The sequence below is a fragment of the Klebsiella sp. PK01 genome (genome assembly GCF_057624675.1).
The window spans coordinates 154,383-180,199 of sequence record NZ_JBYEZM010000005.1; the positions used below are offsets into that span (position 1 = coordinate 154,383).

A 25,817-nucleotide genomic window follows, 5' to 3' on the forward strand; every position below is an offset into this window, starting at 1 on the left:
ACATTTTGTATGCTTGATCGCATCAACACTAATACAAAATATCTTTTTCTGTCATTTTTTACGCACTTCTGCTTAAAATCGCTCTCCGACTCCTCAAGATGAGAAGTAATCGACACCGGGAATACCGTCGCGTGTGAATGAATCATGCGCCCATAAGGAGCTCTTTTTTATGTTGCATCTCGATACCTTATCGACGCTCGTTGCCGCAACCATGGTGTTGCTTTTAGGGCGAAAGCTCGTTCAGAACGTCCCATTCCTCAAAAAATATACCATTCCTGAACCCGTCGCCGGCGGCCTGCTGGTGGCGCTGGCGCTGCTGGTTTTGAAAAAAAGCATGGATATCGAAATTGATTTCGATATGAGCCTGAAGGACCCGCTGATGCTGGCATTCTTCGCCACTATCGGCCTTAACGCTAACCTTGCCAGCCTGCGGGCGGGCGGCAAAGTGCTTGGCACTTTCCTGATTGTGGTGGTAGGCCTGCTGCTGCTGCAGAACGCGCTCGGTATCGGCATGGCGAAGCTGCTGGGGCTGGATCCGCTGATGGGCCTGCTGGCCGGTTCTATTACGCTTTCCGGCGGTCACGGCACCGGGGCGGCGTGGAGTAAATTGTTCGTTGAGCGTTACGGATTTGCCAACGCCACCGAGGTCGCCATGGCTTGCGCAACCTTCGGCCTGGTGCTCGGCGGCCTGATCGGCGGGCCGGTGGCGCGTTATCTGGTGAAGCACTCTTCCTCGCCGGACGGTACGCCGGACGACCAGCTGGCGCCGACGGCGTTTGAGAAGCCGGATATGGGCCGCATGATCACCTCGCTGGTGCTGATTGAAAGTATTGCGTTAATCGCTATCTGCCTGACGGTAGGGAAGGTGGTTGCGCAACTGCTGGCAGGCACCGTGTTTGAATTGCCGACCTTCGTCTGCGTGCTGTTTATCGGCGTGATCCTCAGCAACGGCCTGGCGCTGGCTGGGCTGTATCGCGTGTTTGACCGCGCGGTATCGGTACTGGGCAACGTCAGCCTGTCGCTGTTCCTCGCGATGGCGCTGATGAGCCTCAAGCTGTGGGAACTGGCGTCGCTGGCGCTGCCGATGATTATTATTCTGGCGGTGCAGGCGGTGGCGATGGCGCTGTATGCGGTGTTTGTGACTTACCGGATGATGGGCAAGAACTATGATGCCGCCGTGCTGGCAGCCGGTCATTGCGGGTTCGGGCTTGGCGCGACGCCGACGGCGATTGCCAATATGCAGGCGATTACCGACCGTTTTGGCCCGTCGCATATGGCTTTCCTGGTGGTGCCGATGGTGGGGGCGTTCTTTATCGACATCGTCAACGCGCTGGTGATTAAGCTGTACCTGTTGCTGCCGATATTTGGCTGATAAAAAACCCGGAGGCGGTGCTGCGCACCTGTCCGGGCTACAAGATCGTGCTGTTTGGGATTTTGTAGCCCGGCTAAGGCGTTTACGCCGCAAGCCGGGAATACCTCCACAATCTTACGCTTCGTCGTGCTCTTCCCACGCTAACGCGCGTTTCACCGCTTTCTTCCAGCCGCTGTAACGATAGTTGCGCTCGGTGGTTTCAATACCCGGGCGGAATTCACGTTCAATCACCGCTTTCTCCTGCAGCTCGTCGAGGTTTTGCCAGAAGCCGACTGCCAGACCTGCCAGATAGGCGGCGCCCAGCGCCGTGACTTCACGCACTTCCGGGCGTTCCACGCGGGTGCCGAGAATATCGGACTGGAACTGCATCAGGAAGTTGTTGGCGACCGCGCCGCCGTCCACGCGCAGGGCGTGCAGACGGATACCGGAGTCGGCCTGCATCGCTTCCAGAACGTCACGCGTCTGATAGGCGATAGATTCCAGCGTGGCGCGGATAATATGGTTGGCGTTCACCCCGCGGGTCAGGCCGAAAATCGCGCCGCGGGCATACGGATCCCAGTACGGCGCGCCAAGACCGGTAAAGGCCGGCACCACATACACGCCGTTGGTGTCCTTCACCTTAGTGGCGAAGTATTCAGAATCGAAAGCATCGTTGATGAGTTTCATTTCATCACGCAGCCACTGAATCGACGCCCCGGCCATAAACACCGCGCCTTCCAGCGCGTAGTTCACTTCGCCGGTCGGGCCGCAGGCGATGGTGGTCAGCAGGCCGTGGGTTGAGGTCACCGCCTTTTCACCGGTGTTCATCAACATGAAGCAGCCGGTACCGTAGGTATTTTTCGCCATCCCTTCTTTCACGCACAGCTGGCCAAACAGCGCCGCCTGCTGGTCGCCGGCGATGCCGGAGATAGGAATACGGGTGCCGCCTTTGCCGCCGATGTTGGTCTGGCCGTACACTTCAGAAGACTTACGTACTTCCGGCAGCATGGCGCGCGGGATATCCAGCGCGTCGAGCATTTTGTCGTCCCAGTCCAGTTCATGGATGTTGAACAACATGGTACGCGAGGCGTTGGTGTAGTCGGTGACGTGCACGCGCCCCTGGGTCATTTTCCAGATAAGCCAGGTATCAACGGTACCGAACAGCAGCTCGCCGCGCTTGGCGCGCTCGCGGGCGCCTTCGACGTGGTCAAGGATCCACTTCACTTTGGTGCCGGAGAAGTACGGGTCCACCACCAGGCCGGTGGCTTTACGGATGTACTCTTCCATGCCGTCGCGCTTGAGCTGCTCGCAGATATCCGCGGTACGGCGACACTGCCAGACGATAGCGTTATAAATAGGCTTGCCGGTCTCACGCTCCCATACGATGGCGGTTTCACGCTGGTTGGTGATGCCGATGGCGGCAATTTCGTCGGAGTTGATGTCGGCTTTCGCCAACACTTCGACCAGCGTAGAGCTCTGCGAGGCCCAAATTTCCATCGGGTCGTGCTCAACCCAGCCTGGCTTCGGATAAATTTGTTCGAATTCACGCTGTGACACGCTGACGATATTGGCGTCGTGATCCATCACGACGGCGCGGGAGCTGGTAGTGCCCTGGTCGAGCGCAACGATATATTTTTTCTCGGTCATAATTGGTGTCCCGTAGTCAGATTACAGCGAAGCTTTTTGTTGCGACGCGGAAGAAGCGGATTCTTTTTCTTCCTCGACGCAGGTGTCGCAAGGCAGATGGCGGCCAATGAATTTGCGGTAGCTGAATGCGCCCAGCGCCGCGCCGACCACCGGTGCGCACAGCGGCACCAGGAAATAAGGAATATCTTTGCCGCCGGTGAAGGCGACGTTGCCCCAGCCTGCCAGCCAGGCGAAGGCTTTCGGTCCGATATCACGCGCCGGGTTCATCGCGAAGCCGGTCAGTGGGCCCATGGAGGCGCCGATAACAGCAATCAGCAGGCCAATCAGCAGCGGCGCCAGCGGGCCGCGCGGTACGCCGTTGCCGTCGTCGGTCAGTGCTAAAATCACGCCCATCAGGATAGCGGTAATCACCATTTCTACCGCGAAGGCCTGCACAAAATTGATATGCGGGTTAGGGTAGGTCGAGAAGATACCGGCGAGCTCAAGGCTTTCCACGCTGCCGCGTACCATGTTGTGGGTGTGTTCGAAATCGAAGAAAAGATTGTAATAAAGCCCGTAAACTAATGCCGCAGCGCAAAAGGCGCCGGCGAATTGCGAAATAATAAAAGGAACAACTTTGCGCCCATCAAAGCAGGCGAATAACCATAAGGCGATGGTGACCGCCGGATTAAGGTGCGCACCGGATACGCCCGCGGTCAGGTAGATAGCCATAGCCACCCCCAGACCCCAGATGATGCTGATTTCCCACTGACCGAAGCTGGCTCCTGCGACTTTGAGCGCAGCTACGCACCCAACGCCGAAAAAGATCAACAACCCGGTACCGAGAAACTCTGCGATGCACTGGCCTTTTAATGTTGATGTCTGGCTCATAATCGGATCCTGAAGCGAAGTGATTATTGTAAGTATGTTGGTCGCGGACGACCACGGTGCCTTGTAGGCATAGTGTTAATTTATCGTTAACGAGCATAAACGAGAAATATCGAAATTTAAATTTGTGTCCCTCGTCAAGAAAATGAGCGTTTTCGCGCCATAAACGCGTGTTGCGGCACATTTACCCACCTTTTTCTGCGTATTTTGTTATCTCATTGATTAACAATCGCCAGAGAAGTTCGGGGCAATTGCCGCGAACGCACCAGGTAAAGACTGAAAAGTGTTGCAAACCGCAATCTGCGCGGGTTGTCGCTGGACAGGTGAGGCGGGGATTCATACAATCGACGACAACACCGCTATTGTGCGCTAATTCGTTAAGGCGGGACCGCGTATACGAAACACGAGTTTCTATCAACGCCTTGCAAGATCAGGAGAGGTATGACGATGTCATTAGAAGTGTTTGAGAAATTAGAATCAAAAGTTCAGCAGGCGATTGATACCATCACTCTGTTGCAGATGGAAATCGAAGAGCTGAAAGAAAAGAACACCACGCTGGCGCAGGAAGTGCAGAGCGCGCAGCACGGCCGTGAAGAGCTGGAGCGTGAAAATAGCCAGCTGAGAGAACAACAGCAGGGCTGGCAGGATCGTCTGCAGGCGCTGCTGGGCCGCATGGAAGAAGTCTAATCGCTTCCCGCCCCTTCCCGCCCGGGAGGGGGTTTTCTCTATCCCCCGCTTTATATCTCCAGGTTATAGCCAATCTTTTTTTATTCTTTAATCATTGATTCGCTTTCTGGCAGGCTAAGTTCATCACAACACACATAAAGAGAGCGGTGCGATGAATAAGTGGGGCGTAGGGTTAACTCTGTTGCTGGCATCCGCCAGCGTGCTGGCAAAAGATTATCAGCTGTTGAACGTCTCGTACGATCCGACGCGCGAGCTGTACGAACAGTACAATAAAGCGTTTAGCGCGCACTGGAAGCAGGAAACCGGCGATAACGTGGTGATCCGTCAGTCGCACGGCGGCTCCGGCAAACAGGCGACGTCGGTTATCAACGGGATTGAAGCGGATGTCGTCACCCTGGCGCTGGCCTACGACGTAGACGCCATTGCCGAACGCGGTCGTATCGATAAAAACTGGCTGAAACGCCTGCCGGATAACTCCGCGCCGTATACCTCAACCATCGTGTTCCTCGTCCGTAAGGGCAACCCAAAACAGATCCATGACTGGAACGACCTGATTAAACCAGGTGTATCGGTCATCACCCCGAACCCGAAAAGCTCCGGCGGCGCCCGCTGGAACTATCTGGCGGCCTGGGGCTATGCCCTGCATCAGAATCACGGCGATCAGGCTAAAGCGCAGGAGTTCGTGAAGGCGCTGTATAAAAACGTGGAAGTGCTGGATTCCGGCGCGCGTGGTTCCACCAACACCTTCGTGGAACGCGGGATCGGCGACGTGCTGATTGCCTGGGAGAACGAAGCGCTGCTGGCGACGAAAGAGCTGGGCAAGGACAAGTTTGAAATCGTGACGCCGAGCGAGTCCATTCTGGCCGAGCCGACGGTTTCCGTCGTCGATAGAGTGGTGGATAAGAAAGGCACACGTCAGGTGGCGGAAGCGTACCTGAAGTATCTCTACTCGCCGGAAGGCCAGGAGATTGCGGCGAAGAATTTCTATCGTCCGCGCGATCCTGATGTGGCGAAGAAATATGCCAACGAGTTCCCGAAACTGAAGCTGTTTACCATCGATCAGGAGTTCGGCGGCTGGACGAAAGCGCAGAAGGAGCACTTCTCCAACGGCGGTACCTTCGACCAGATTAGCCAGCGTTAATCCTCTTGTCCCTGCTGGCGCTACGCTTAGCAGGGCTACAGTTCTGCGCCGTCCGGTAGTCCGGGTAAGGCGCCAGCCGCTACCCGGGAGTCCCTGCTTGCGCTACGTTAAGCAGAGCTACAGTTCTGCGCCGTCCGGTAGCCCGGTAAGGCGCCAGCCGTTACCCGGGATAACTCCTCGCCGACCATCTGTTTTCATTTAGTCATCAAATTACGTTACTCTTCCGGTTCAGGCTTAACAGGGAACGATAATGAGAAGAGTAAGATACTTTTTGTGGGCGCTGCTGGTGGTTATTCTGGCGGCTTTGGCCGGCGGCTACTATTGGCTGCATTCCGGCAACCCGAACGCGTTACGTCATATTGTCCTGCAGCAGTGCGTACCCAATCAGCAGCAACATCAGAACCCGTCGCCGTGCGCGGAAGTGAACCTGAAAGGCGGCTACGTATTGTTTAAAGATCGCAACGGCCCGCTGCAATATCTGCTAATGCCGACCTACCGTATTAACGGTACCGAAAGTCCGCTGCTGTTGGATCCGCTAACGCCGAATTTCTTCTGGCAGGCCTGGCAGGGGCGCGAAATTATGAGCCAGCGCCGCGGCGCGCCAATTGATGATAACGCGGTATCGCTGGCGATTAACTCGCGCAGCGGGCGCACGCAAAACCACTTCCATATTCATATCTCCTGCCTGCGTCCCGATGTCCGCGCGCAGTTAGATAATGATGCGGCGACAATTAGCAGCCGCTGGCTACCCTTGCCGGGCGGTCTGCAGGGCCATGAATATCTGGCGCGTCGGGTAACGGAAACCGAGCTGGCTCAGCGCAGCCCGTTCCTGATGCTGGCGGAAGAGGTACCGGAAGCGCGCGAACATATGGGGCGTTATGCGTTAGCGATGGCGCGACAAAGCGACGGCTCGCTGGTGCTGTTGGCGACAGAGCGTAACCTGCTGACTCTCAACCGTGCTTCGGCGGAAGAAATTCAGGATCATAGCTGCGCAATTCTTAACGCAAACCACTAGTTCTGGCGTTTACCTGTCTTTCCTGTCGTCGTATTCTTGCTGAAAAAAACGACAGGAGACAGGCATGTCGCTCTGGCTAACCCACCCGCTGTTCCTCCCTTCGCTGATCGTCGGCATCACCATTGTGCTCTGGGCGACTTCGCTGTTACCGGAATTTATCACCGCGCTGCTGTTCTTCGCGGCGGCGATGATGACCAAAATCGCTCCGCCGGAGGTGATCTTCGGCGGTTTTGCTTCCTCGGCGTTCTGGCTGGTGTTCAGCGGCTTTGTGTTGGGGATCGCCATTCGAAAAACCGGACTGGCGGATAGAGCGGCGCAGGCGCTATCGGCGCGGCTCACCGACTCCTGGCCGCGGATGGTCGGCAGCGTGGTATTACTGAGTTATGCGTTGGCGTTCGTGATGCCATCAAATATGGGGCGCATCGCGCTGTTAATGCCGATCGTGGCGGCGATGGCCCGGCGCGCGGGGATAGCCGACGGCACGCGTGGCTGGTACGGCCTGGCGCTGGCGGTGGGCTTTGGCACCTTCCAGCTATCTGCGACCATTTTGCCCGCTAATGTGCCGAATCTGGTGATGAGCGGCGCGGCGGAAGGCTCTTACGCGATCCATCTGAATTACGTTCCCTATTTACTGCTGCATACGCCGGTACTTGGCTGGCTGAAAGGGGCGGTGCTGGTGGCGCTGATCTGCTGGCTGTTTCCCGGCAAGCCGCATCCGCCGCGCGAGCTGGCGCCGCTGGCGCCTATGAGCCGCGACGAAAAGCGTCTGGCGTGGCTGCTGGCGGTGGTGTTGACGTTATGGGTGACAGAGAGCTGGCACGGCGTCGGCCCGGCGTGGACCGGCCTGGCGGCGGCGGTGGTCACGCTGCTGCCGCGAGTGGGATTTATCAGCGGCGAGGAGTTCGCCAGCGGGGTGAATATGCGCACCTGCATTTATGTTGCCGGCATTTTGGGACTGGCGATTACCGTGACCCAAACCGGGATTGGCGGCGCGGTGGGTAACGCGCTGCTGCAGGTGATGCCGCTGGATAAAGATAATCCGTTCACCAGCTTCCTGGCGCTGACCGGAATTACCAGCGCGCTGAATTTTATTATGACCGCCAACGGCGTCCCGGCGCTGTATACGACTTTTGCGCAGAGCTTTGCCGACGCGACCGGCTTTCCGCTGCTGAGCGTGATTATGATTCAGGTGCTGGGTTATTCCACGCCGCTGCTGCCGTACCAGGCGTCGCCGATCGTGGTGGCGATGGGATTAGGTAAAGTCCCGGCGAGAGCGGGGATGTTGCTATGTCTGGCGCTGGCGGCGGTGAGCTATTTGATTTTGCTGCCGCTGGATTACGCGTGGTATCAGCTATTGGGGAAATTGTAGCGATAATATAAAACCCGGCTCGCGCTGCGCTAAGCCGGGTTATGACTCGTGCGAATTTGTCAGCAACCCCGGCGGCGTTTCACCACCGGGAAAGCGAATTACGCTTTTTTCGCCGCTTCTGCAGCTTTAACGATCACCGCGAAAGCGTCTGCTTTCAGGGATGCGCCGCCAACCAGCGCGCCGTCGATGTCCGGCTGGGTGAACAGCTCTGCGGCGTTGCCAGCGTTAACGGAACCGCCGTACTGGATGATGACCTGCTCAGCGATTTTAGCGTCAGCTTTAGCAATGTGGTCACGGATGAATTTGTGTACCGCCTGAGCCTGCGCTGGGGTAGCGGATTTACCGGTACCGATAGCCCATACTGGTTCGTACGCGATAACCACGCCTTCAAAAGCGGCTGCGCCCTGAGTTTTCAGAACCGCGTCGATCTGACGTGCGCAAACTTCTTCAGTTTTGCCCGCTTCGTTTTCCGCTTCGGTTTCACCAATGCACAGAACCGGCGTCAGGCCCTGCTCTTTCAGTACAGCGAATTTCTTCGCGATCAGTTCGTCAGATTCTTTGTGGTAGGTACGGCGTTCGGAGTGGCCGATGATGATGTACTGCGCGCCGATATCTTTCAGCATTTCGGCGGAGGTTTCACCGGTGAATGCGCCGGACAGGTTCACGTCAACGTTCTGCGCGCCCAGGTGAATGTGGCTGCCTTCTGCCGCACGCTTAGCCAGGTCGAGATACATTTCCGGCGGCGCGATTGCCACTGCACAGCCGCTTACGCCGGCCAGTTCAGTACGCAGGTTAGCAACCAGTTCGTTTACCATGTGGCGGCTGCCGTTCAGTTTCCAGTTACCCATCACTAAAGGATGTCGCATTTTAATTCTCCACGCTACTAAGCGAATTAAGGAATATAGCCGCCCCAGAGGGCAGCATGGTCTGTGAAACAGTATAGAGACTCGTCACTGGAAAGGCTTTGCTTTTTGTCATTTATTGTTGTCTTCCAGCGTTTCAGATAGCGCCAGCTTAATCGGTTCAATGGCGAAAGTTAGCCCTTTTTCCCCGTGATCTGCCACTACATAGCGCACCGCGCCTTCGGTTTCGGTGTAGTAGCGTTTGCCTTTGCCGGCGGTCAGCAGTTTTTGCAGCTTTTGCCGGCTCTGCAGTGGACTTAGCGTCGGTACAAAAGCGCGAAGAATAGCGCTCATATACTCCTGCGCTTTCGCTTTCGCCGCTTTTTGCTCCGGCCCCTGAATCGGCAGCCAGGTTATCTGCATCGATTTAATCTTTAGCGTACCGCGCTCCAGCGCGGTAGAGGCATACAGATTCTCGTTAATCTTGGTGGCGGCGCGGGTCAGGTTGGCTTTATCGCGGCTGGAGGCGATAGAACGAAACTCGTTAAGCGGCAGTTTCGGATTATCGGCATTAAATTTCTCGCGGAACTCGCTGATGCTGACATCAAAAATCGGCGCGCTGGGTAAAAGATAGGGGGCGGTGGCGGCGGATTCCGTTTCTGCGGACAACGCCATCGGGCCGACAGATAACGCTGTCAGCCCAATCAAACTTAAGATTGCCCACTTCTTCATGCCCATCTTTCCTTTTTTTGCCTGCCGACGATTAAAACGGGAACCGTCACGCTTGTCAAAAAGTGACGCCTTCAGGGTAAACTACGCGAATGATGATGATAAGGAATAAAACATGACCCTACAGCAGTGGTTATTCTCAATTAAAGGCCGTATTGGCCGCCGGGATTTCTGGATTTGGATCGTTATCTGGGTGTTGACCATGAGCGCGCTGTTTACCCTCGCGGGCAGCAATTTGCTGAGTTTGCAGACCGCGGCGTTTATTCTCGTCTGCCTGCTCTGGCCGACGGCGGCGGTAGTGGTGAAGCGTCTGCACGATCGCGGGAGATCCGGCCTCTGGGCGCTGCTGATGATTCTGGCGTGGATGCTGCTGGCGGGCAACTGGGCGATGTTGCCGCAGGTCTGGCAGTGGGGCGTCGGGCGCTTTGTACCGACGCTGATTATCGTCATGATGTTGATCGACCTGGGCGCGTTTGTCGGCACCCAGGGCGAAAATAAGTTTGGCAAAGAGACGCAGGATGTCCGCTGGAAAGCGGACGTCTGATTACCAGTAGTGCTCTGCCGTCATATGGCCCGGTCGGCGACGCAGATGTTTGGTCATCTGCCGGGTCTCTTTCAGCAACTGCTGGGTATCACGCACCATCTGCGGGTTGCCGCACAGCATCACGTGGCTGGTATCGGCGGTCATCGGCAGGCCGACCGCCTCTTCCAGCGCGCCGGTTTCAATCAGGAACGGCACCCGGCCCGTCAGCGAACCTTCCGCTGTCTCGCGGCTGACCACGGTCTGGATACGTAATTTGCCGGCATAGCGCTGCTCCAGCTCGCGCATTTGCGGTAAATAGCTGAGGTCGGCGGCATAGCGCGCCGCATGCACCAGCACCAGATTCTTGAAGCGATCCAGGTCTTTCCCTTCTTCCAGAATCGACAGATAGGGGCCGATCGCCGTACCGGTGGCGAGCATCCACAACGTGTCGCAGTCCGGCACCTCTTCCAGCACGAAGAAACCGGCGGCTTCGCTGACAATCTGAACGTCGTCGCCGGGTTTCAGCGCGGCCAGTCGCGGGCTGAGTTTACCCTCCGGAACGGTGACCAGGTAGAACTCGAGATCGGGATTGCTGGGGGCGTTGACGTAGGAGTAGGCGCGCTGCACGCGCTCGCCGTCAACATCCAGGCCCAGTTTAGCAAACTGCCCTGCGGTGAACGGCTCAACGGGCGCGTGAATGGTGAGGCTAAACAGTGCATCGGTCCAGTTTTGCACTTTTACAACTTTACCTGTAACCCAGTTTGCCATTGCGTCTCTCCTTTCAATCTCGTCAGTCTATCTTCACCGCGACGGGAGAAGATTTCCAGCCCGAAAAAGCTGGAAAGCTCGATTGATCAAATGTTTTACAGGATGTGTTGCTGGACGTCCGGGTCTTTTCGGTCGAGGTAATGAATCGACTGAATACGGCGGATAGTCCGCGATTTACCGCGGATCAGCAGCGTTTCAGTAGTCGCCATATTGCCCTTGCGGGTAATGCCGTCCAGTAGATCGCCTTTGGTAATCCCGGTGGCGGAGAAGATGACGTTATCGCTGCGCGCCATTTCATCAAGACGCAGCACTTTGCCCGCTTCGATGCCCATGGTTTTGCAGCGCGCCAGTTCGTTTTCACCGATACGGCGGTTCTCTTCGCTGTCGCCCTTCACGTGGTGACGAGCCAGCAGGCGGCCCTGCATATCGCCGTCCAGCGCGCGGATCACCGCCGCCGAAACCACGCCTTCCGGCGCGCCGCCGATGCCGTACAGCACGTCGACTTCGCTATCCGGCATGCAGGTAAGGATAGAGGCCGCCACGTCGCCATCGGGGATCGCGAACACGCGCACGCCCAACTGCTGCAGTTGCGCAATGACCGCGTCGTGGCGGGGTTTCGCCAGCACGGTTACGGTCAGTTCAGCGAGCGGTTTATTCAACGCGCGGGCGATGTTGCGCAAATTATCTTCCAGCGGCAGATTGAGATCGATAGCGCCTTTAGCGCCGGGGCCGACAATCAGCTTTTCCATATACATATCCGGCGCGTTGAGGAAGCAGCCTTTATCGCCGACCGCCATCACTGCCAGCGCGTTGGCCTGGCCCATGGCCGTCATGCGGGTGCCTTCAATTGGGTCGACGGCGATATCTACCGCGTCGCCTTTGCCGGTACCCACTTTTTCGCCGATATAGAGCATCGGCGCTTCATCGATTTCGCCCTCGCCGATGACGATGGTGCCGTCGATATTGACGAGGTTAAGCATAATGCGCATGGCGTTAACCGCTGCGCCGTCGGCGGTATTTTTATCGCCGCGGCCCAGCCATTTATAGCCCGCCAGCGCGGCGGCTTCGGTGACACGCGAAAATTCGATGGCCAGTTCTCGTTTCATAATCCACTCATTGTGTAGAAAAGTTGCCCGTAGCGCGGCAAAAAGGACGCGCTACGCGTTGGAATAGCGTTCGGTTTCCGGCATCCAGCGCTCAATCAGCGCCTGCGCCTGCAGCGGATAGCGTTCGTGAATATGGCGAGCAATGCGCTGAACCTCGGGGATCATGGCCTGATCGCGCAGCAAGTCCGCTACTTTAAATTCGGCGTTGCCGGTCTGGCGGGTGCCGAGAAGCTCGCCGGGGCCGCGGATTTCAAGGTCTTTCTGGGCGATGACGAAACCGTCGTTGCTGTCGCGCAGCACCTGCAGGCGCTTCTGCGCCGTTTTGGAGAGCGGCGATTTATAGAGTAGCACGCAGTGGGAGGCGACGGCGCCGCGCCCGACGCGCCCGCGTAGCTGGTGCAGCTGCGCCAGACCCAGACGCTCCGGGTTTTCGATAATCATCAGGCTTGAGTTAGGGACGTCAACGCCGACTTCAATCACCGTGGTGGCGACCAGCAGGTGCATCTCGCCCTGCTTGAAGGCCTGCATCACGGCCTGTTTCTCCGCTGGTTTCATTCGCCCGTGAACGAGACCGATGTTAAGTTCCGGCAGCGCCAGCTTGAGCTCTTCCCAGGTGGCTTCCGCCGCCTGGGCTTCCAGCAGATCGGACTCTTCAATCAGTGTACAGACCCAATAGGCCTGGCGACCTTCCTGGGTGCAGGCGTTGCGCACGCGGTCGATAATGTCGCTGCGGCGCGTATCCGGGATAGCGACGGTAGTGACCGGGGTACGGCCCGGCGGCAGCTCGTCGATAACCGAGGTATCGAGATCGGCATAGGCGGTCATCGCCAGGGTGCGCGGGATAGGCGTCGCGGTCATGATCAGCTGATGCGGGTGGAAGCCCTGCTGCTGGCCCTTTTCCCACAGCGCCAGGCGTTGATGAACGCCAAAGCGATGTTGTTCGTCGATAATCACCAGCGCCAGGCCGTTAAACTGTACCTGCTCCTGGAAAATGGCGTGGGTGCCGACAATCATCTGCACTTCGCCGTTGGCAATGGCTTCCTGCTGCGCCTGGCGCGCTTTGCCTTTCTGTTTGCCAGCCAGCCAGCCGACTTCAATGCCCAGCGGCGCGAACCAGCTGCGGAAATTATTGGCGTGCTGCTCGGCCAGCAGTTCGGTCGGCGCCATCAGCGCCACCTGCTTACCATGGGCGATAGCGCGCAGGGCGGCCAGCGCGGCGACCAGCGTTTTACCAGATCCGACGTCGCCCTGCACCAGGCGCATCATCGGCACGTCCAGCGCCATATCGCGCTCGATCTCCGCGGTGACGCGCGCCTGCGCGCCCGTTGGTTTAAAGGGTAGAGAAGCCAGAAGCTGGGTTTTCAGCGTGTCGTTGGCGCTGAGCGGCAGCGCATGGTAGCGCTGGGCGCCGGCGCGGAGCGCCAGCATGCTGAGATTATGCGCCAGCAACTCTTCCAGGATAAGACGCTGCTGTGCCGGATGTTTACCGCTCTCCAGCTCGCTGAGCTGTAGCGACGGCGGCGGGCGGTGCAGCGTACGCAGCGCCTCCGGCAGACTCATCATCCCCTGCGCCAGCTCCGGCGGCAGCAGTTCGCTAATCGCGCAGGTTTCCAGCAGCTCAAGCGCCTGATCGGTGAGTTTGCGCAGCGTCGCCTGCTTAATGCCTTCAGTGGTCGGGTAGACTGGAGTCAGGGTTTCCTGCAGCTCCGGGGTGCTCATATCGCCCTGCACGCGATATTCCGGGTGGATCATCTCGGCGCCGAACTTGCCGCGTTTAGCTTCGCCGTAGGCCAGCACGCGACGACCGGTCGCCAGGCTGTTTTTCATCGCCGCATTGAAGTTGAAAAAACGCATGGTCAGGATGCCGGAGCCGTCGCTGATTTGACAGGTCATCATCCGGCGGCCGCCGAAGGTGATATTGCTGTTGAGCACTTCACCCTCTACGGTTGCGTAGACGCCCGGCAGCAGTTCGCCGATTTGGTACAGGTGAGTCCGGTCTTCATAGCGTAGCGGCAGGTGTAGTAGCAGGTCCTGAACCGTATGCAGACCGATTTTCGCCAGTTTGCTGCTCTGTGCGGCGCCAACGCCGGTCAGCGAGTTGAGCGGTACGGCATCTAACAGGCGGCCTGACATCGGATTTACCTCGCCGCCTGCATCGTTGCCCACCACTCGGCATCGGCTTCGACTTCGCCCTGCTCGTTGACGTGGGGATAAGGCAGACCTTTTTGCCTGGCGACGCGTGCCAGCACCGGGTACCCGCCTTCAAATAGCAGCCGCTGCTGCTCTTCAGGCGGCAGCATGCTATTGGCGCGTTGGTACATTCCGGCGTTCTGCCGCTGACGCTGCGCTTCGTAAAGGATCAGCGCGGAGGCGACGGAGACGTTCAGCGACTGCACCATACCGACCATTGGAATAATGATGTCCTGGTCTGCCAGCGCCAGCGCTTCCTGGGTGATGCCGGTTTTCTCCTGGCCCATCAGGATGCAGGTCGGGCGCGTATAGTCGATTTCGCGAAAATCGATGGCTTTGTCGGAAAGGTGCGTCGCGAGGATTTGCATGCCCCGGCCTTTTAAGTGGCTGACGGCATCGCCGATCGTGCGGTGTGTTTTCACCTGCACCCAACTATTGCTGCCGGCGGCGGCAGAGGCCATGGTGCGCATACGACTGCCAGGCCAGATGGCGTGTACTTCGTGTACGCCGATGGCGTCTGCGGTGCGGATGACCGCAGAGACGTTATGGGGTTTATGGACCTGCTCCATGCAGACCGTCAGATCAGGCTGACGCCTGGCGAGCATCTCGCAGATACGCGCATAACGCTGTGAATTCATTCTACTTAATCCTTCGAACTGCCTCGGCGTTAGCTGCACTCACTCACCCCAGTCACGTACTTCAGTACCTTCCTGGGGATTCGATTTTTGTAAAAGCTAATTTCGGTTACGAGTGACTTTAATCACGTCCGGCATGACGCGAATTTTGCGCATGATATTCGCCAGATGCACGCGGTCGCGCGCGGTCAGGCGGATAAAGGCGCTGTATACGCGGCCATCTTTTTCTTCCGTATTCAGGCTCTGAATATTGGAAGACGCGGTGTTGATTGCGGCCGTCAGGTTAGCCAGCGCGCCCTGGTGGTTGAACATATCCACCTTAATTTCGGCGATAAATTCCTGCGCAGTTTCTTTATCCCATTCGACCGCCATAAACTTCTCAGGCTCTTTCTGGTAGCCGCGGATGTTACGACAGGATTCATGGTGGATAACCAACCCTTTGCCTGGGCTGACGTGGGCGATGATCGGATCGCCCGGAATCGGACGACAGCACTTGGCGAAAGTAATCAGCACGCCATCGGCGCCCTTGATCGGCAGATGGCCGTGATTCGACGCGTTGGCCGGCACCGGTGCGGCAGAGGCTTCGCCCTGCTGCAGGTTTTTCGCCACCACCACGCTCATTGCGTTACCGAGACCGATTTCCGCCAGCAGATCGTCAAGCGTGGCAAGCTTCATGCGGTCAAGTTCGCGCTGGATGTTCTCCGGCGGGATTTCTGCCAGCTTGCGGCTGCCGCCTAACGCGTGGTTGAGCAATCGGCGGCCAAGGCTGACGGAATCGTCGCGCTTAAGGTTCTTCAGCAGTTGGCGGATCTTGGCGCGCGCTTTCGAGCTGACGACAAAGTTCAGCCATGCGGCATTCGGACGCGCGCCCGGCGCGGTAATGATTTCGACAGTCTGGCCGCTGGAGAGCGGCTGCGACAGCGGATAGGGCTGACGGTCGACGCGCGCGCCGACGCAGGCATGGCCGATATCGGTATGCACCGCGTAGGCGAAGTCCACCGGCGTGGCGCCGGCAGGCAGTTCGACAATGCGCCCTTCCGGGGTGAAAACGTAAATCTCATCCGGGAACAGATCGGATTTAACGCTCTCGATAAATTCAAACGAGCTACCGGCGCTCTGCTGCAGTTCCAGCAGGCTTTGCATCCAGCGCTGAGCGCGGATTTGCGCGGTCGTGCTGCTTTCGCCCCCGTGCTCTTTATAAGCCCAGTGCGCCGCAACCCCCATCTCCGCCATCTGATCCATATCTTCGGTACGGATTTGTACCTCGACCGGGACGCCGTGGGGGCCAATCATCGAGGTGTGCAAAGATTGATAGCCGTTCGCTTTCGGAATGGCGATGTAATCTTTGAAACGACCTGGACGCGGCTTGTAGAGGCTGTGCATTTGGCCCAGCACGCGATAGCAGATATCGGGATCGTGAACGATAACGCGGAAGGCGTAGATGTCCATAATCGAGTGAAAACGCTGCTCTTTGAGCACCATTTTGCAGTAAATAGAGTACAGATGCTTTTCGCGACCGCTAACGCGGCAGGGGATCCCCGCTTCCTGTAAACGCCCTTCGATCTCAGAGAGGATTTTCTGAATCATCTCTTTTCGGTTGCCGCGCGCCGCTTTGACCACTTCTTTAATGACGCGGTAGCGGTTAGGGTACAGCGCTTCAAAGCCCAGCTCTTCGAGCTCGGTTTTAATGTGATGGATACCTAAACGGTGCGCCAGAGGGCTATAAATTTCCAGCGTTTCGCGGGCGATGCGACGGCGTTTATCCGGGCGTAGCGAGCCCAGGGTGCGCATGTTGTGGGTGCGGTCGGCAAGCTTGATGAGGATGACGCGGATATCCTGCACCATCGCCATGATCATTTTGCGGAAGTTTTCGGCTTGCGCCTCTTTCTTATCGCGGAACTTGAGCTTATCAAGTTTCGACACCCCCTCTACCAGTTCGGCGACGCTTTTACCAAAAAGCTGTTCCATGTCCTGGTAGGTGGCAGGGGTATCTTCAATCACATCATGCAGCAGCGCGGCCATCAGCGTTTCGTAGTCGAGTTTCATCTCGGCCAGAATGCAGGCCACCGCTACCGGGTGCGTGATATAGGGTTCACCGCTTGAACGTGTCTGACCCTCGTGAGCGTCACGTGCAACGAGATACGCCTGCCGAAGGCGCTTGATTTGCTCTTCCGGCAGGTAGTTTTGAATCAGCTGATTCAGGCTTTCAAACAGATACAAGGGCGACCCGCTGTGTGATTAACGACGACCTTCAGCAATCGCGGTAACGGCTTGTAATTCAGCGGCTTCCTGCTCTTGCTGTTCCTGGCGCTCACGTACGTCGAGGATCTGGTTGTTGATCAGACCTTCTTCGATTTCGCGCAGTGCGATAACGGTGGTTTTATCGTTTTCTTCCGGTACCAGCGGATCCTTTCCGCCTACCTGCATCTGACGAGCGCGACGCGCGGCGACCAGTACCAGGTCAAAACGGTTACCAATTTTCTCTACAGCGTCCTGAACAGTTACGCGTGCCATACTTAAAATGCTCCACAGGTGAAGAAATGACTGGGCATGATACTGAATGTGGGTTCAGTCTGCCAATAGTTTGGTGATTAAAGCGCCATGTCGCTGCTTTTGGCGGCTCATGCGCAGACGTTCAGCGCGGATAATGTTTTTTAGATCGCCTAAAGCGGTATCAAAATCATCATTCACAATAAGGTAATCATATTCCGCGTAATGGCTCATTTCTGCAACTGCCTGCGCCATACGTTTTGCGATGACTTCTTCGCTGTCCTGGCCGCGGCCGCGCAGGCGGCGGTCAAGTTCGTCTTTTGACGGCGGCAGAATAAAGATACTGCGCGCGCCGGGCATTTTATTACGGATTTGCTGGGCGCCCTGCCAGTCGATATCAAGAAAAACATCAACGCCGGTCGCCAGAACCTGCTCGATAGCTTCACGAGAGGTCCCGTAATAATTGCCAAAAACCTCAGCGTGCTCAAGGAAAGCGTCTTCGCTAATCATCGACCTGAATTTATCGTGATCGACAAAGAAATAGTGTTCACCGTGAACTTCACCCGGGCGCGGATTGCGCGTGGTATGCGAAACAGAAACCTGGGAATCGTACAACGGTTGGGTTTTCAATAAAGCCTGAATCAGGCTGGATTTACCCGCGCCGCTAGGGGCGGAAACAATATAAAGCGTGCCTTGAGCCATGAGTGTCTTTTGTATGTGATTGTCGAAAGAGATCCTACATACGAGCCTATTATACACGCCGCCGCCGCGTGACGCAGTCATTGTCACACTTTTTGCCGCTGTTTCTTTCATTTTGCCTGCCGCTTTCCTGATTTCTTAAGCAGTTGCAGCAACAAGGCGTAAATCCTGGAAAGCTGCTCGCAGCGTAATGATTTGCCTGTCGCTGTGGCTTCGGTCTTTAGCGCACGATGTCGCAAGGTAGAACAAGGAGGTAAAGGCATGTGCAGATGGCTGATAGCGACAGCGTTATGGATGGCGGCGGCAATGGCAACGGCGGCCTGCCCGGCGTGGTCTTTGCAACAAGCCGGGCAGGAGATAGAGCGCCTGAGCCAGCAGATTGCCGACTGGAAAGCGGCCTACTGGCAGCAGGGCCGCAGCGAGGTCAGCGACGAGGTCTACGACATGCTATCTGCCCGGTTGGTGCAGTGGCGGCGCTGCTTCGGTCAGGAGACGCCTGAAGATGAGCTGCCGCCGCCGCGCGGCGAAGTCAAACATCCCATCGCGCATACCGGCGTGCGTAAACTGCCTGATGCCGCAAGCGTCGGCCGCTGGATGCGCGAGAAACCCAATCTGTGGGTACAGCCGAAAGTCGACGGGGTGGCGGTGACGCTGGTTTATCGCGGAGGGAGGTTAATACAGGCGATTAGCCGCGGCGACGGTCTGGCGGGGGAAGACTGGACGGTAAAAGTGCGCCGGATCCCCGGCGTACCGCAAACTACCGCAGGAGCGCTGGCAAATAGCGTGCTACAGGGCGAGATTTTTCAGCTGCAAGAGGGGCACATACAAAAACAGGCGGGCGGTATGAATTCACGGGCGAAAGTCGCCGGGATACTGATGCGCAAAGCGCCATCGGCAACGCTGAATACGCTGGGGGTGTTTATCTGGGCCTGGCCCGACGGTCCGGCCCGGATGTCCACCCGCCTGGCGCTGCTTGCCGACGGCGGGTTTCCTCTGGCGCAGCGCTATTCCCATCCGGTGAAAGACTGGCAGGAGACCGCCGTCTGGCGCGAGCGCTGGTTCGCCTCGCCGCTGCCCTTTGTCACCGATGGCATTGTGATCCGTGCGGAAAAAGAACCAGCCGGGGGCCGTTGGCTTCCAGGACAGGGGCACTGGGTGGCGGCCTGGAAATATCAGCCGTTTTCGCAGGTGGCGGAAGTGACCACAATCCAGTTCACTGTCGGGCGCAGCGGCAAGATAGCCGTTGTGGCGCATCTCGAACCGGTAAAACTGGACGATAAACTGGTGCGTCGGGTCAATATTGGCTCGGTGGCCCGCTGGCGGCAGTTAGACATCGTCGCCGGAGACCAGGTGCTAATAAGCCTGGCTGGACAGGGGATCCCGCGTCTGGATAGCGTGGTCTGGCGGGCCAGCCACCGCGATGCGCCACAACCGCCTTCGCCCCGTTTTCATTCCTTAACCTGTTATTTTGCGTCGTCCGAGTGCGCCGGGCAGTTTCTCTCCCGGCTTGTTTGGCTATCGTCTAAGCCAGTTCTGGATATGGGGGGAGCAGGAGAGGCGCTATGGCGCACGCTAATAGACGATCGCCGCATGGCACATCTGTTTTCATGGCTGGCTTTGACGCCTGAACAACTACAGAGCGTGCCAGGCATTACCAGCAAGCGTGGCCTGCGGCTGTGGCATCAGTTCAATTTGACCCGCGAGCAGCCGTTTATTCGTTGGGTGCTGGCGCTGGGGGTACCGATACCTCAGTCCGCGCAAGCGAGCGTTGCGTCAGAAAACTGGCAGCTATTGCAGGAGCGCAATGAGTCCCAGTGGCGGCAATTACCGGGGGTGGGGCAGGAAAGGGCGCGTCAGCTGGTCGCCTTTTTGCAAAACCCGGATATTGCCGCGCTGGCGCAGTGGCTCAACGGGCAACATATCCCGGGTTTTTGAGGAATCAATGTGCGTCGTGCTTGTAGTAGAAGACCGGCAGGCCGAGCTTCCAGCGCAGGGCGAGCATACGCGCGGTAAAGCCGAAGAGCAGCGTGGCGATGACCACGACGTCGTGGCTGCTGACGTAGTGCTGTAAGGCGATATAGAGCACCGCGGCGGCAAAAGAGATGCCAGCGTACAGTTCTTTCTGAAACACCAGCGGGATACGTTTACAGAACATATCGCGCAGCACGCCGCCAAAGACGCCGGTGATCACGGCGGCAATAGACGCGATTATCGGTCCTTCGCCCATATCCAGCGCGATTTGCGCGCCAATAATCGAGAATACAATCAGGCCCAGGGCATCCAGCACCAGAAACAGGCGGCGCAGGTGCGGCATTACCGGCGCGGCGATGGTGGTGAGAACGGCGGCAACCGCCACAATGATGACGTATTCCGGGTGCTTCACCCAACCGAGCGGATAATGGCCGAGCAGGATATCACGCACGGATCCCCCGCCGAGCGCGGTGGCGGTAGCGATAATAATCACCCCAAAAGTGTCCATCCGGCGACGCCCGGCCGCTAAGGCGCCGGTCATCGCTTCCGCCGTAATACCAATCAGATAAAGAACATGAAGCAGCATAAATCCCCCACAATGATGGGCAAAGGGTAGCGATTTGTGCGACAGATCACGATTGAGTTTTTCTAAAGTGAGCTGATTTTCATGAAAAAAGCTAATGCTGAATGATTGATATGGTCAATCACTGTGGGGGATTTGGCTTTTGCTTTTCAAAAATGAATAAGAAAAAGTAATGCTGGCCCGCGGGGGCAGGCCAGCCGGGGAAGAGATTACTCGATATTCTGGATCTGCTCGCGCATCTGCTCGATCAGCACCTTCAGCTCAATCGCTGAATTGGTCACTTCGGCATTGATGGATTTGGAGGCCAGAGTGTTCGACTCGCGGTTGAATTCCTGCATCATGAAGTCGAGGCGGCGACCCACGGCTTCTTTCTTCTTCAGAATGTTGTAGGTCTCTTTAACGTGCGCTTCCAGGCGATCGAGCTCTTCGGCGACGTCGATACGCTGCGCCATTAACACCAGCTCTTGCTCGAGGCGGTTGTTTTCCAGCTGCACTTCGGCGTCTTCAAGCTTGGCGACCAGGCGCTCGCGCTGCCACTGCAGGATTTCCGGCATATGGGCGCGGACTTTGCTGACTTCGGCGCTGACGCCTTCCAGACGCTGTTCGATCAGCGTTTTCAATGCCTGGCCTTCGGTCTCGCGAGCGACGATAAAATCGTCCAGCGCGCCATTCAGGGCGTTGAGGATTTCAGCGGCGATGGCATCAAGGTCTTGCTCCTGAGCGGCCATAACGCCAGGCCAGCGCAGGATATCAACCGGGTTGATTTCGCCTTCATCGCTCTGCATTTTTACCCAGTTAGCGGCGTTAACCAGCTGCTTGGCCAGGTTTTCATTAAGAATCAGCTCACCCTGGGCGCTGGGATCCTGCTCAAAACGCAGGGTACATTCGATTTTGCCGCGAGTCAGGCGAGAGCGGATGCGCTCGCGAACCACGGGCTCCAGGCTCCGGAACTGTTCCGGCAGGCGGAAGTAGGTTTCCAGATAGCGTTGGTTTACCGAGCGCAGTTCCCACGCGGCGCTACCCCAGTCACCCTTGATTTCACGCCGGGCATAGGCGGTCATACTGCGGATCATAGACGTTCCTGTTTTTTAAGGAGAGTGGGGAGGATTATAGCTTTCGAGGCCCTTTCAGGATAGGAATAAGCGCGCATTATCCACATTGGCAGGCGCGCGTCGTCGCGATGCAACTTGGCCGAATTTGTGTATAATGCGCAGCCACATTCGTTTCAAGCCGGAGAGTAATCATGCGTCCAGCAGGCCGTAGCGCTAATCAGGTGCGTCCAGTAACCCTGACCCGTAACTATACAAAACACGCTGAAGGCTCCGTGCTGGTCGAATTTGGCGACACCAAAGTGCTGTGCACTGCCTCTATCGACGAAGGCGTGCCGCGCTTCCTGAAAGGTCAGGGCCAGGGCTGGATCACCGCCGAATATGGCATGCTGCCGCGCTCCACCCATACCCGTAACGCTCGCGAAGCCGCAAAAGGCAAGCAGGGCGGCCGCACTATGGAAATTCAGCGTCTGATCGCTCGCGCGCTGCGCGCCGCGGTGGATCTGAAAGCGCTGGGCGAGTTCACCATTACGCTCGATTGCGACGTGCTGCAGGCCGATGGCGGTACCCGTACCGCGTCCATTACCGGCGCCTGCGTTGCGCTGGCCGATGCGCTGAACAAGCTGGTTGCTGCCGGTAAACTGAAAACCAACCCGATGAAGGGGATGGTAGCCGCCGTTTCCGTTGGTATCGTTAATGGTGAAGCCATCTGCGATCTGGAGTACGTGGAAGATTCCGCCGCGGAAACCGATATGAATGTGGTAATGACCGAAGACGGCCGCATTATTGAGGTGCAGGGCACGGCGGAAGGCGAGCCGTTCACCCATGAAGAGCTCCTCACTCTCCTGGCGTTAGCGCGAGGAGGAATCGAATCCATTATTACGACGCAGAAAGCGGCGTTAGAAAATTAATGATTAAGGCGACTGAGAAGTCGCCTTTTTTTTGCGCTTTATCCTTCATGACACCTGCGAAGGACAAAGCGTGTAGTCCGACATTGATGACAGTACTAAAAGGAGCGAATCCATGAAGCCGTATCAGCGCCAGTTTATTGAGTTTGCGCTTAGCAAGCAGGTTCTTAAGTTTGGCGAATTTACGCTGAAATCCGGGCGTAAAAGCCCCTATTTCTTCAACGCCGGCCTGTTTAATACCGGGCGCGATCTGGCTCTGCTGGGCCGTTTCTACGCCGAGGCGCTGGTGGATTCCGGGATCGAGTTCGACCTGCTGTTCGGCCCGGCCTATAAAGGTATCCCTATCGCCACCACTACCGCCGTCGCGCTGGCTGAGCATCATGATCGCGACCTGCCGTACTGCTTCAACCGTAAAGAAGCCAAGACCCACGGTGAAGGCGGCAACCTGGTCGGTAGCCCGCTCCAGGGCCGCGTGATGCTGGTGGACGACGTGATTACCGCCGGTACCGCAATTCGTGAATCAATGGAAATTATTCAGGCTAACGGCGCTGAACTGGCTGGCGTGCTCATCTCGCTTGACCGCCAGGAGCGTGGTCGCGGCGAGATCTCCGCGATTCAGGAAGTGGAACGTGATTACGGCTGCAAAGTGATTTCTATCGTCACCCTGAAAGATCTTATCGCCTATCTGGAAGAAAAGCCTGAGATGGCTGAGCATTTGGCATCGGTACGCGCTTACCGCGAAGCCTACGGCGTCTGAAGATGAGCCCGGCAGCCAGCGGCTGCCGGTATAGCCAGAGCACGCTGAGAAGGTGAATGATGAGCCATGCAGCCTTGCGGCTGCATATAGAGCTTTACTGCAGTTGCGCCGCGACCAGCGGCCAGCGGGCATCGAAATCATCCGTTGGGCGGTACTTGAACTCGCTACGCACAAAACGCGACAGCATGCCTTCGCAAAATGCCAGCAGCTGGCTTGCCAGTAGCGTCTCGTCGAGGGTGTAGCCCTCTCCCTCACGCATTTTCTTTTCACGCATCACCTGACGCAATTGAACTTCGATACGTTCAAATAGCTGGTTGATACGACCCTGCAGACGGTCCTGTTCGAACATTAAGGCGTGGCCGGTGAGGATACGCGTCAGCCCAGGATTACGCTCGCCAAACCCAAGAATCAGCAGAACAATCAGGCGCAGACGAGCCGTGGTGTCCTTTTCATCTTTCAAAATCAAATTGATGCGCGTAATCAGACTGTCTTCAATGAACTCGATCAGGCTGTCAAACATGCGGGTTTTACTGGGAAAATGACGGTATAACGCCGCTTCGGAAACACCGACGGAGGCCGCCAGCTTCGCCGTGGTAATACGTTGACTACCATCGCTGGATTCAAGCATCAGCGCCAGAGATTGAAGTATTTCTTCGCGACGATTCCTTTTCGCAGTTTGTTTTTCTGCCATGTTTTAAAATACCCCTGAAAATAAGCACTTGTCAGGCAGGCATCCACAAAGCGACCGCAAACCTTAGTTTGCGGTGATGTTATTGCATTATGCGCTTTGGGATGCGGGTTCCGTATAGCCGGGCTTATTTGCGCCCTGAGTGGCCGAAGCCGCCTTCGCCGCGGTCGGTGGCGTCAAACTCTTCCACCAGATTAAATTCCGCCTGTACCACCGGCACAAAGACCATCTGCGCGATGCGCTCGCCCGGCTCGATAGTAAAGCTCTGCTGGCCGCGGTTCCACACGGACACCATCAGCTGCCCCTGGTAGTCGGAGTCGATAAGGCCGACCAGGTTGCCCAGCACGACGCCATGTTTATGGCCCAGACCAGAACGCGGCAGAATCACCGCCGCCAGAGACGGATCGGCGATATGAATCGCAAGGCCAGTCGGCAACAGGGTGGTTGCGCCCGGCGCCAGCTCTACGGCGTCGTCAAGACAGGCGCGCAGGTCAAGTCCGGCCGAGCCGGAGGTGGCATAAGTCGGCAATGGGAACTGCTTGCCAACACGCGGGTCCAGAATCTTAACGTCGATTTTTTTCATCATAACGGGTAACGATCTCGTCGAGTAATAATTGGCCCAGGAATTCCTTGCGCTCAAGTGGTAAGCGCTTATCCCCATCCTGCCAGAAAAGGTGTAATGCGTTGTTATCGCTATTAAAACCTTGATTTGGCTGAGAAACATCATTGGCGCAAATCAGGTCGAGATTTTTGCGGGCACGTTTTTGCCGGGCGTATTCTTCCACATTATTTGTTTCGGCGGCAAATCCAACAACGTACGGGCGGTGATTTTTTAGTGCGGCCACCCCGGCGACGATGTCCGGATTTTTGACCATTTTTATTGTTAATTCATCACCTTGTTTTTTGATTTTCTCGTCGGCGACAATCGCTGCGCGGTAGTCGGCAACGGCGGCGCAGCCGATGAAAATATGCTGCTGTTGCACGCCATTCTGCACCGCCGCTTCCATTTCCAGCGCGGTGCCAACATCGATGCGCTGCACAAACGGCGGCGTCGGCAGCGACACCGGGCCGCTTACCAGCGTGACGTTCGCACCGCGTTGTGCGGCGGCGGCGGCAATCGCGAAGCCCATTTTGCCGGAGCTATGGTTGGTGATGTAGCGCACCGGATCCAGCGGCTCGCGGGTTGGGCCCGCGGTAATCATGATGTTGAGATGTTGCAAATCTTTGACAGGCGAGAAATGCTGCGCCGCCATCTCCACGATAGTGAGCGGATCGAGCATGCGGCCCGGGCCAACGTCGCCGCAGGCCTGGCTGCCGCTATCCGGGCCCCATACCAATAGGCCGCGTGCGGCAATTGTGCCAAGGTTGTCTTGGGTGGCGGCGGCGCGATACATCTGTTGGTTCATCGCCGGGACGACGGCCACCGGCGAGGGCGTAGCCAGGCAAATCGTGGAGACCAGATCGTTCGCCATACCGGCGGCGACGCGGGCGATTAAATCGGCGGTTGCCGGGGCAAGGATAACCAGATCGGCCCACTTGCCTAGTTCAATATGGCCCATTGCCGCTTCGGCAGCCGGATCCAGCAGGCTATCGGAGACCGGATAACCGGAAACCGCCTGCAGGCTCAACGGGGTAATAAAGGCCTTGGCGGCTTCCGTCATGGCGACGCGTACATCGGCGCCGCGTTCTCGCAGTCGGCGCACCAGTTCTGGCGTTTTATAGGCGGCGATACCGCCGCTCACGCCAAGAACGATCTTTTTACCAGCCAGACTCATCATGATTTTGTCCTGTTGAAATACACC

25 protein-coding genes are annotated in these 25,817 nt (G+C 57.2%); 9 read left to right on the top strand and 16 right to left on the bottom strand.

Going from position 1 to position 25,817, the window contains the following annotated elements; all coding sequences use genetic code 11:
• Positions 1-169 precede the first annotated feature (169 nt).
• A complete protein-coding gene (gene gltS, locus AC22LX_RS17030; RefSeq protein WP_015703819.1) occupies positions 170-1,372 on the top strand; it encodes a sodium/glutamate symporter in 1,203 nt (400 codons plus the stop codon).
• A gap of 114 nt (positions 1,373-1,486) precedes the next feature.
• Here gltS and glpK read toward each other — a convergent pair whose 3' ends face one another.
• Together glpK and AC22LX_RS17040 are read right to left on the bottom strand one after the other, a co-directional pair.
• A complete protein-coding gene (glpK, locus tag AC22LX_RS17035; protein WP_045411423.1) occupies positions 1,487-2,998 on the bottom strand; it encodes a glycerol kinase GlpK in 1,512 nt (503 codons plus the stop codon).
• Positions 2,999-3,019: 21 nt separating this feature from the next.
• Positions 3,020-3,868: an MIP/aquaporin family protein gene (locus AC22LX_RS17040; protein WP_015369132.1), complete on the bottom strand. Its 849-nt coding sequence runs from the start codon at positions 3,866-3,868 to the stop codon at positions 3,020-3,022.
• A 438-nt stretch (positions 3,869-4,306) separates the two neighbouring features.
• On the opposite strand from AC22LX_RS17040, the gene zapB reads away from it, so the two are divergent.
• The 4 genes from zapB to AC22LX_RS17060 all read left to right on the top strand — a co-directional run bounded on the left by zapB (position 4,307) and on the right by AC22LX_RS17060 (position 8,077).
• Entirely contained in the window at positions 4,307-4,552 is a 246-nt protein-coding gene (gene zapB, locus AC22LX_RS17045) for a septal ring assembly protein ZapB (RefSeq protein WP_020077673.1), read from the top strand.
• A 151-nt stretch (positions 4,553-4,703) separates the two neighbouring features.
• Positions 4,704-5,693, top strand: coding sequence for a sulfate ABC transporter substrate-binding protein (locus AC22LX_RS17050; RefSeq protein ID WP_487334113.1), 990 nt, complete (start codon positions 4,704-4,706; stop codon positions 5,691-5,693).
• Positions 5,694-5,943: 250 nt separating this feature from the next.
• Positions 5,944-6,708, top strand: coding sequence for a CDP-diacylglycerol diphosphatase (locus tag AC22LX_RS17055; protein WP_045390571.1), 765 nt, complete (start codon positions 5,944-5,946; stop codon positions 6,706-6,708).
• Positions 6,709-6,772: 64 nt separating this feature from the next.
• On the top strand, positions 6,773-8,077 hold the full coding sequence (locus AC22LX_RS17060) for an SLC13 family permease (protein ID WP_487334114.1): 1,305 nt from the start codon (positions 6,773-6,775) through the stop codon (positions 8,075-8,077).
• 98 nt (positions 8,078-8,175) lie between these two features.
• On the opposite strand, the gene tpiA is transcribed toward AC22LX_RS17060, so the two are convergent.
• Together tpiA and AC22LX_RS17070 are read right to left on the bottom strand one after the other, a co-directional pair.
• Entirely contained in the window at positions 8,176-8,943 is a 768-nt protein-coding gene (tpiA, locus tag AC22LX_RS17065) for a triose-phosphate isomerase (RefSeq protein WP_002922909.1), read from the bottom strand.
• Positions 8,944-9,051: 108 nt separating this feature from the next.
• The gene (locus AC22LX_RS17070) at positions 9,052-9,651 is read right to left on the bottom strand and encodes a DUF1454 family protein (RefSeq protein ID WP_487334115.1); all 600 of its coding nucleotides are present in this window, start codon (positions 9,649-9,651) and stop codon (positions 9,052-9,054) included.
• Positions 9,652-9,763: 112 nt separating this feature from the next.
• Here AC22LX_RS17070 and AC22LX_RS17075 point away from each other — a divergent pair, with 112 nt between their 5' ends.
• Entirely contained in the window at positions 9,764-10,192 is a 429-nt protein-coding gene (locus AC22LX_RS17075; RefSeq protein WP_045390577.1) for a DUF805 domain-containing protein, read from the top strand.
• On the opposite strand, the gene fpr is transcribed toward AC22LX_RS17075, so the two are convergent.
• From fpr to gmk, 7 genes are all read right to left on the bottom strand, one after another.
• The gene (gene fpr / locus AC22LX_RS17080; protein ID WP_032709404.1) at positions 10,193-10,939 is read right to left on the bottom strand and encodes a ferredoxin--NADP(+) reductase; all 747 of its coding nucleotides are present in this window, start codon (positions 10,937-10,939) and stop codon (positions 10,193-10,195) included.
• A gap of 95 nt (positions 10,940-11,034) precedes the next feature.
• Positions 11,035-12,045, bottom strand: a complete 1,011-nt coding sequence (glpX, locus tag AC22LX_RS17085; protein WP_045390580.1) for a class II fructose-bisphosphatase — start codon at positions 12,043-12,045, stop codon at positions 11,035-11,037.
• Between the two features lie 51 nt (positions 12,046-12,096).
• Positions 12,097-14,178 (bottom strand): ATP-dependent DNA helicase RecG, encoded by a 2,082-nt coding sequence (gene recG / locus AC22LX_RS17090; protein ID WP_020077678.1) that lies wholly within the window; start codon positions 14,176-14,178, stop codon positions 12,097-12,099.
• A gap of 5 nt (positions 14,179-14,183) precedes the next feature.
• Positions 14,184-14,873, bottom strand: a complete 690-nt coding sequence (gene trmH, locus AC22LX_RS17095) for a tRNA (guanosine(18)-2'-O)-methyltransferase TrmH (RefSeq protein ID WP_047047644.1) — start codon at positions 14,871-14,873, stop codon at positions 14,184-14,186.
• A 96-nt stretch (positions 14,874-14,969) separates the two neighbouring features.
• Positions 14,970-17,090: a bifunctional GTP diphosphokinase/guanosine-3',5'-bis pyrophosphate 3'-pyrophosphohydrolase gene (spoT, locus tag AC22LX_RS17100; protein WP_015369143.1), complete on the bottom strand. Its 2,121-nt coding sequence runs from the start codon at positions 17,088-17,090 to the stop codon at positions 14,970-14,972.
• 18 nt (positions 17,091-17,108) lie between these two features.
• Positions 17,109-17,384: a DNA-directed RNA polymerase subunit omega gene (gene rpoZ, locus AC22LX_RS17105; protein ID WP_000135058.1), complete on the bottom strand. Its 276-nt coding sequence runs from the start codon at positions 17,382-17,384 to the stop codon at positions 17,109-17,111.
• A gap of 54 nt (positions 17,385-17,438) precedes the next feature.
• Positions 17,439-18,062, bottom strand: coding sequence for a guanylate kinase (gmk, locus tag AC22LX_RS17110; protein ID WP_015369144.1), 624 nt, complete (start codon positions 18,060-18,062; stop codon positions 17,439-17,441).
• 258 nt (positions 18,063-18,320) lie between these two features.
• Here gmk and ligB point away from each other — a divergent pair, with 258 nt between their 5' ends.
• On the top strand, positions 18,321-19,994 hold the full coding sequence (gene ligB, locus AC22LX_RS17115; RefSeq protein WP_487334116.1) for an NAD-dependent DNA ligase LigB: 1,674 nt from the start codon (positions 18,321-18,323) through the stop codon (positions 19,992-19,994).
• A gap of 4 nt (positions 19,995-19,998) precedes the next feature.
• Here ligB and AC22LX_RS17120 read toward each other — a convergent pair whose 3' ends face one another.
• A complete protein-coding gene (locus AC22LX_RS17120; protein ID WP_015703812.1) occupies positions 19,999-20,616 on the bottom strand; it encodes a trimeric intracellular cation channel family protein in 618 nt (205 codons plus the stop codon).
• Between the two features lie 206 nt (positions 20,617-20,822).
• A complete protein-coding gene (locus AC22LX_RS17125; protein WP_045390591.1) occupies positions 20,823-21,686 on the bottom strand; it encodes a YicC/YloC family endoribonuclease in 864 nt (287 codons plus the stop codon).
• A gap of 170 nt (positions 21,687-21,856) precedes the next feature.
• Here AC22LX_RS17125 and rph point away from each other — a divergent pair, with 170 nt between their 5' ends.
• Together rph and pyrE are read left to right on the top strand one after the other, a co-directional pair.
• Positions 21,857-22,573, top strand: a complete 717-nt coding sequence (gene rph / locus AC22LX_RS17130) for a ribonuclease PH (RefSeq protein WP_045390593.1) — start codon at positions 21,857-21,859, stop codon at positions 22,571-22,573.
• Between the two features lie 112 nt (positions 22,574-22,685).
• The gene (gene pyrE, locus AC22LX_RS17135; RefSeq protein ID WP_015703811.1) at positions 22,686-23,327 is read left to right on the top strand and encodes an orotate phosphoribosyltransferase; all 642 of its coding nucleotides are present in this window, start codon (positions 22,686-22,688) and stop codon (positions 23,325-23,327) included.
• 94 nt (positions 23,328-23,421) lie between these two features.
• Here pyrE and slmA read toward each other — a convergent pair whose 3' ends face one another.
• From slmA to coaBC, 3 genes are all read right to left on the bottom strand, one after another.
• Positions 23,422-24,018 (bottom strand): nucleoid occlusion factor SlmA, encoded by a 597-nt coding sequence (gene slmA, locus AC22LX_RS17140; RefSeq protein ID WP_015369151.1) that lies wholly within the window; start codon positions 24,016-24,018, stop codon positions 23,422-23,424.
• A 124-nt stretch (positions 24,019-24,142) separates the two neighbouring features.
• Positions 24,143-24,601: a dUTP diphosphatase gene (gene dut, locus AC22LX_RS17145; RefSeq protein ID WP_020077682.1), complete on the bottom strand. Its 459-nt coding sequence runs from the start codon at positions 24,599-24,601 to the stop codon at positions 24,143-24,145.
• On the bottom strand, positions 24,579-25,790 hold the full coding sequence (gene coaBC, locus AC22LX_RS17150) for a bifunctional phosphopantothenoylcysteine decarboxylase/phosphopantothenate--cysteine ligase CoaBC (RefSeq protein ID WP_072047952.1): 1,212 nt from the start codon (positions 25,788-25,790) through the stop codon (positions 24,579-24,581). Before coaBC ends, dut begins: the two co-directional genes overlap by 23 nt.
• Between the last annotated feature and the right edge of the window lie 27 nt (positions 25,791-25,817).

What these genes read in the sequence shown, in the direction of transcription:
- gltS (WP_015703819.1), top strand. Translation starts at nt 170, where the DNA reads ATGTTGCATCTCGATACCTTATCGACGCTCGTTGCCGCAACCATGGTG.
- glpK (WP_045411423.1), bottom strand. Translation starts at nt 2,998, where the DNA reads ATGACCGAGAAAAAATATATCGTTGCGCTCGACCAGGGCACTACCAGC.
- AC22LX_RS17040 (WP_015369132.1), bottom strand. Translation starts at nt 3,868, where the DNA reads ATGAGCCAGACATCAACATTAAAAGGCCAGTGCATCGCAGAGTTTCTC.
- zapB (WP_020077673.1), top strand. Translation starts at nt 4,307, where the DNA reads ATGACGATGTCATTAGAAGTGTTTGAGAAATTAGAATCAAAAGTTCAG.
- AC22LX_RS17050 (WP_487334113.1), top strand. Translation starts at nt 4,704, where the DNA reads ATGAATAAGTGGGGCGTAGGGTTAACTCTGTTGCTGGCATCCGCCAGC.
- AC22LX_RS17055 (WP_045390571.1), top strand. Translation starts at nt 5,944, where the DNA reads ATGAGAAGAGTAAGATACTTTTTGTGGGCGCTGCTGGTGGTTATTCTG.
- AC22LX_RS17060 (WP_487334114.1), top strand. Translation starts at nt 6,773, where the DNA reads ATGTCGCTCTGGCTAACCCACCCGCTGTTCCTCCCTTCGCTGATCGTC.
- tpiA (WP_002922909.1), bottom strand. Translation starts at nt 8,943, where the DNA reads ATGCGACATCCTTTAGTGATGGGTAACTGGAAACTGAACGGCAGCCGC.
- AC22LX_RS17070 (WP_487334115.1), bottom strand. Translation starts at nt 9,651, where the DNA reads ATGAAGAAGTGGGCAATCTTAAGTTTGATTGGGCTGACAGCGTTATCT.
- AC22LX_RS17075 (WP_045390577.1), top strand. Translation starts at nt 9,764, where the DNA reads ATGACCCTACAGCAGTGGTTATTCTCAATTAAAGGCCGTATTGGCCGC.
- fpr (WP_032709404.1), bottom strand. Translation starts at nt 10,939, where the DNA reads ATGGCAAACTGGGTTACAGGTAAAGTTGTAAAAGTGCAAAACTGGACC.
- glpX (WP_045390580.1), bottom strand. Translation starts at nt 12,045, where the DNA reads ATGAAACGAGAACTGGCCATCGAATTTTCGCGTGTCACCGAAGCCGCC.
- recG (WP_020077678.1), bottom strand. Translation starts at nt 14,178, where the DNA reads ATGTCAGGCCGCCTGTTAGATGCCGTACCGCTCAACTCGCTGACCGGC.
- trmH (WP_047047644.1), bottom strand. Translation starts at nt 14,873, where the DNA reads ATGAATTCACAGCGTTATGCGCGTATCTGCGAGATGCTCGCCAGGCGT.
- rpoZ (WP_000135058.1), bottom strand. Translation starts at nt 17,384, where the DNA reads ATGGCACGCGTAACTGTTCAGGACGCTGTAGAGAAAATTGGTAACCGT.
- gmk (WP_015369144.1), bottom strand. Translation starts at nt 18,062, where the DNA reads ATGGCTCAAGGCACGCTTTATATTGTTTCCGCCCCTAGCGGCGCGGGT.
- ligB (WP_487334116.1), top strand. Translation starts at nt 18,321, where the DNA reads ATGTGCAGATGGCTGATAGCGACAGCGTTATGGATGGCGGCGGCAATG.
- AC22LX_RS17120 (WP_015703812.1), bottom strand. Translation starts at nt 20,616, where the DNA reads ATGCTGCTTCATGTTCTTTATCTGATTGGTATTACGGCGGAAGCGATG.
- AC22LX_RS17125 (WP_045390591.1), bottom strand. Translation starts at nt 21,686, where the DNA reads ATGATCCGCAGTATGACCGCCTATGCCCGGCGTGAAATCAAGGGTGAC.
- rph (WP_045390593.1), top strand. Translation starts at nt 21,857, where the DNA reads ATGCGTCCAGCAGGCCGTAGCGCTAATCAGGTGCGTCCAGTAACCCTG.
- pyrE (WP_015703811.1), top strand. Translation starts at nt 22,686, where the DNA reads ATGAAGCCGTATCAGCGCCAGTTTATTGAGTTTGCGCTTAGCAAGCAG.
- slmA (WP_015369151.1), bottom strand. Translation starts at nt 24,018, where the DNA reads ATGGCAGAAAAACAAACTGCGAAAAGGAATCGTCGCGAAGAAATACTT.
- dut (WP_020077682.1), bottom strand. Translation starts at nt 24,601, where the DNA reads ATGATGAAAAAAATCGACGTTAAGATTCTGGACCCGCGTGTTGGCAAG.
- coaBC (WP_072047952.1), bottom strand. Translation starts at nt 25,790, where the DNA reads ATGAGTCTGGCTGGTAAAAAGATCGTTCTTGGCGTGAGCGGCGGTATC.